The sequence below is a fragment of the Streptomyces sp. NPDC001617 genome, assembly GCF_053596855.1.
In genome coordinates this window covers 1-2,613 of sequence record NZ_JBSFHA010000197.1, presented here as the reverse complement: position 1 = coordinate 2,613, position 2,613 = coordinate 1, and the positions used below count along the sequence as shown (strand labels likewise).

Here is a 2,613-nt window from a genome sequence, read left to right as displayed (position 1 = left end):
GGCTTGTTCATGGGGTCGCCGACGGGAACTCAAGCGAGTTGCCTGACCTGTATGGCGAGGTCACCGATGTCCGGCATCCGATGGCGACGCCGGAGGCCGAGCCGTTGACGAGTCGGCGTGCGCTCCGGGAGCACTTCACGGTGCCGCCGGAAGTCCGGGAGTCCTTGCCGAAGAGGCGGGTCGTCGATGTCGTCGTTCACGAGACCGCCGATCCTGAAGTGATCGTCGCCGAGTTCGCCTACGAGTTCACGTTGCCGGACGACTCCATGGCCAAGGTGCCCTGCGTCTTCGTCATGCGTGTGCGGGACGGTCAGATCATCGAGTCACGCGACTACATCGACCCGATCCGTACGTACACGGCACGCGGGGACCTTGACCGCCTCATCGCGTCGTTGCGCAAGGGCGTTTCCTAACCCCGCGCTTTTCGAGGTGGGCCGTCCAAGAGTTGACCAGAAACACGGAAAGTGCTCTTGACCTGCAACGATAGGACTTGCTGAGGATCCTGTTCGCTGCGAGGAAAGAGCACTTTCCAGGTGAGAGAGCCTATCGCGTCCTACCCACGTGCCGTGTCCACGGTGACGGTCGGCAGGTGGTCTCGCAGGCCGGTGCGGTCCTGTTGGTGGAGACGGTCCGCAAGACCGGTCTTGACCGGGCGATATCCGCGGCACTGGCGCCCTGGCGGAAGCCACGGGCCGTCCACGATCCCGGGCGTCGACCACGGCCCGGGCGGCACCGGGGAACCCATCGCGGCCCTGCTCAGACCGGGCAACGCAGGCTCGAACACCTCCGCCGACCACATCACCGCGGCCCGTCAGGCCCTGGCCCAGTTGCCGAAGAAGTACAGGCGCGGGCGGCAGACCCTGATCCGTACCGACTCCTGCGGCGGCCCCCATGACTTCGTCGCCTGGCTCGCCCAGCGCGGACGATGGCTGTCCTACTCGGTCGGCATGGTGATCACCGACGCGATCCACCAGCACGTGCTGAAAGTCCCGGCATCGGCCTGGACTTCGGCCATCGAAGCGGACGGCGAGATCCGCGACGGGGCCTGGGCCGCCGAACTCGCCGGTGACGTCCTGGACGGCTGGCCGAAGGGCATGCGACTGATCGTCCGGAAGGAACGGCCGCATCCAGGAACGCAATTGAGGATCACGGACGCGGATGGCATGCGGCTGACCTGCTTTGCCACCAACACCACCGGGCGGCCGATCGCCGAACTCGAACTCCGTCACCGGCTGCGGGCCCGGGCCGAGGACCGGATCCGGGCCACCCGGACCACCGGCCTGCGCAACCTCCCCCTGCAGCACACCGACCAGAACCAGGTCTGGCTCGAGGTAGTGCAGATCGCGCTGGACCTCTTGGCCTGGATGTCGATGCTCGCGCTGACCGGCACGGCCAGATGCTGGGAGCCCCGCCGCCTGCGGCTCCGCCTGTTCACCACTGCCGGACAATTTTCCACCACCGGCCGCCGACGGATTCTCCGCCTCGCCCGTCACTGGCCCTGGAACAGCCACATCACCGCCGCCCTCGACCGGCTCGCCCAACTCCCGAACCCCGGCTGACCAGCAGACTCCCCGTCCCAACGAGCGGCACCACCGACCCGGAGCAGTGGAACCCGGCGCCGACCCGACACGTCAGCCGGGCCACCGGCCTGCCCCTCACCCACCGGCCAATGCGTGACGGCCTGCCGACTCCGTCGACAGACCGTCACGCAAGATCGAGGCTAGTGAAGATCACTTCGGTCTCTGATGGCGTGGACGTCGGAGCCGATACGGAAGATCACCATCACAAGCTCGAACGTGATCCGATACACGATAAGCCAGAGCAGTGCCACCAGAGGGCCGAAGACCAAGACCAGAATGCCCAGGCCCGCAGAGTCGTTGAAACCCACAATGATCCAGAAGACCCAGCTGATCCCGATGATGATCGTGATCAGCACGTAGGCGAATTTGACGACCTTGGGCGTGACGAAGGTAGTGAAACCGAAGTCGAACAGACCCGCAAAGAATCCCTTTGCGGGCGTCGGCCGCGGGCCGAGATGCCACGGCGGGGTGCCGAACCCCGGTGGCGGATAGGGCGGCGGTGGCGATCCGGGCGGGGGCGGAGCCGGGGTGTTCCCTGGAGAGGGGGCCGCCACGTCGCCAGGGACGGGCTCTGCCTGTCGGTGGCCGCATTCTGGGCAAAAGGCGTCGGCTGACGTTATCGATGCGCCGCAGTTATGGCAGTTCATACTTCCTGACATCATCCGTCACACTCCTCACGTCGCGGACCGGGCGGTGGTGGACAGCTACACCAGTCCGTAAGCCTTCGGCTCGGCCGGGTGCGTACGCGCCTGAAGCGGCCTGGGCGAAGATCTCGTGTGAAAGGTAAGGGCGTCACCCGGACTGGCTGGGGGCAGCTCAGTTCCTTTGATACTCATAGCCGCTGGATGTTGGCCGCGACGATGACGCCGCCGCGGACGGTGTAGGTGCCGGCGAAGTGGCGGTGTGTTCCGTCCGTCTGTGTCGCGTCGAGCTCGATCTCCACTTGGTCGCCGGCGACTGAGTGGGCGTTAAGTCCGATCTTCCTCGGTTCGTGATCGCTCGATCGAGGTACTGATCGCCGGGCAGGCCATCC

General features: G+C 66.1%; 2 protein-coding genes and 1 pseudogene. 2 read left to right on the top strand and 1 reads right to left on the bottom strand.

What is annotated here, in order from left to right:
* Positions 1-413, top strand: a 413-nt coding sequence (locus ACWC09_RS52495) for a nuclear transport factor 2 family protein (protein WP_450859400.1), incomplete at its 5' end; no start/stop codon positions are given.
* Positions 414-533: 120 nt separating this feature from the next.
* Positions 534-1,559: pseudogene (locus ACWC09_RS52490) on the top strand (IS1380 family transposase).
* A 161-nt stretch (positions 1,560-1,720) separates the two neighbouring features.
* Here ACWC09_RS52490 and ACWC09_RS52485 read toward each other — a convergent pair.
* Positions 1,721-2,134, bottom strand: a complete 414-nt coding sequence (locus ACWC09_RS52485) for a DUF4282 domain-containing protein (protein ID WP_450859399.1) — start codon at positions 2,132-2,134, stop codon at positions 1,721-1,723.
* Positions 2,135-2,613 lie beyond the last annotated feature (479 nt).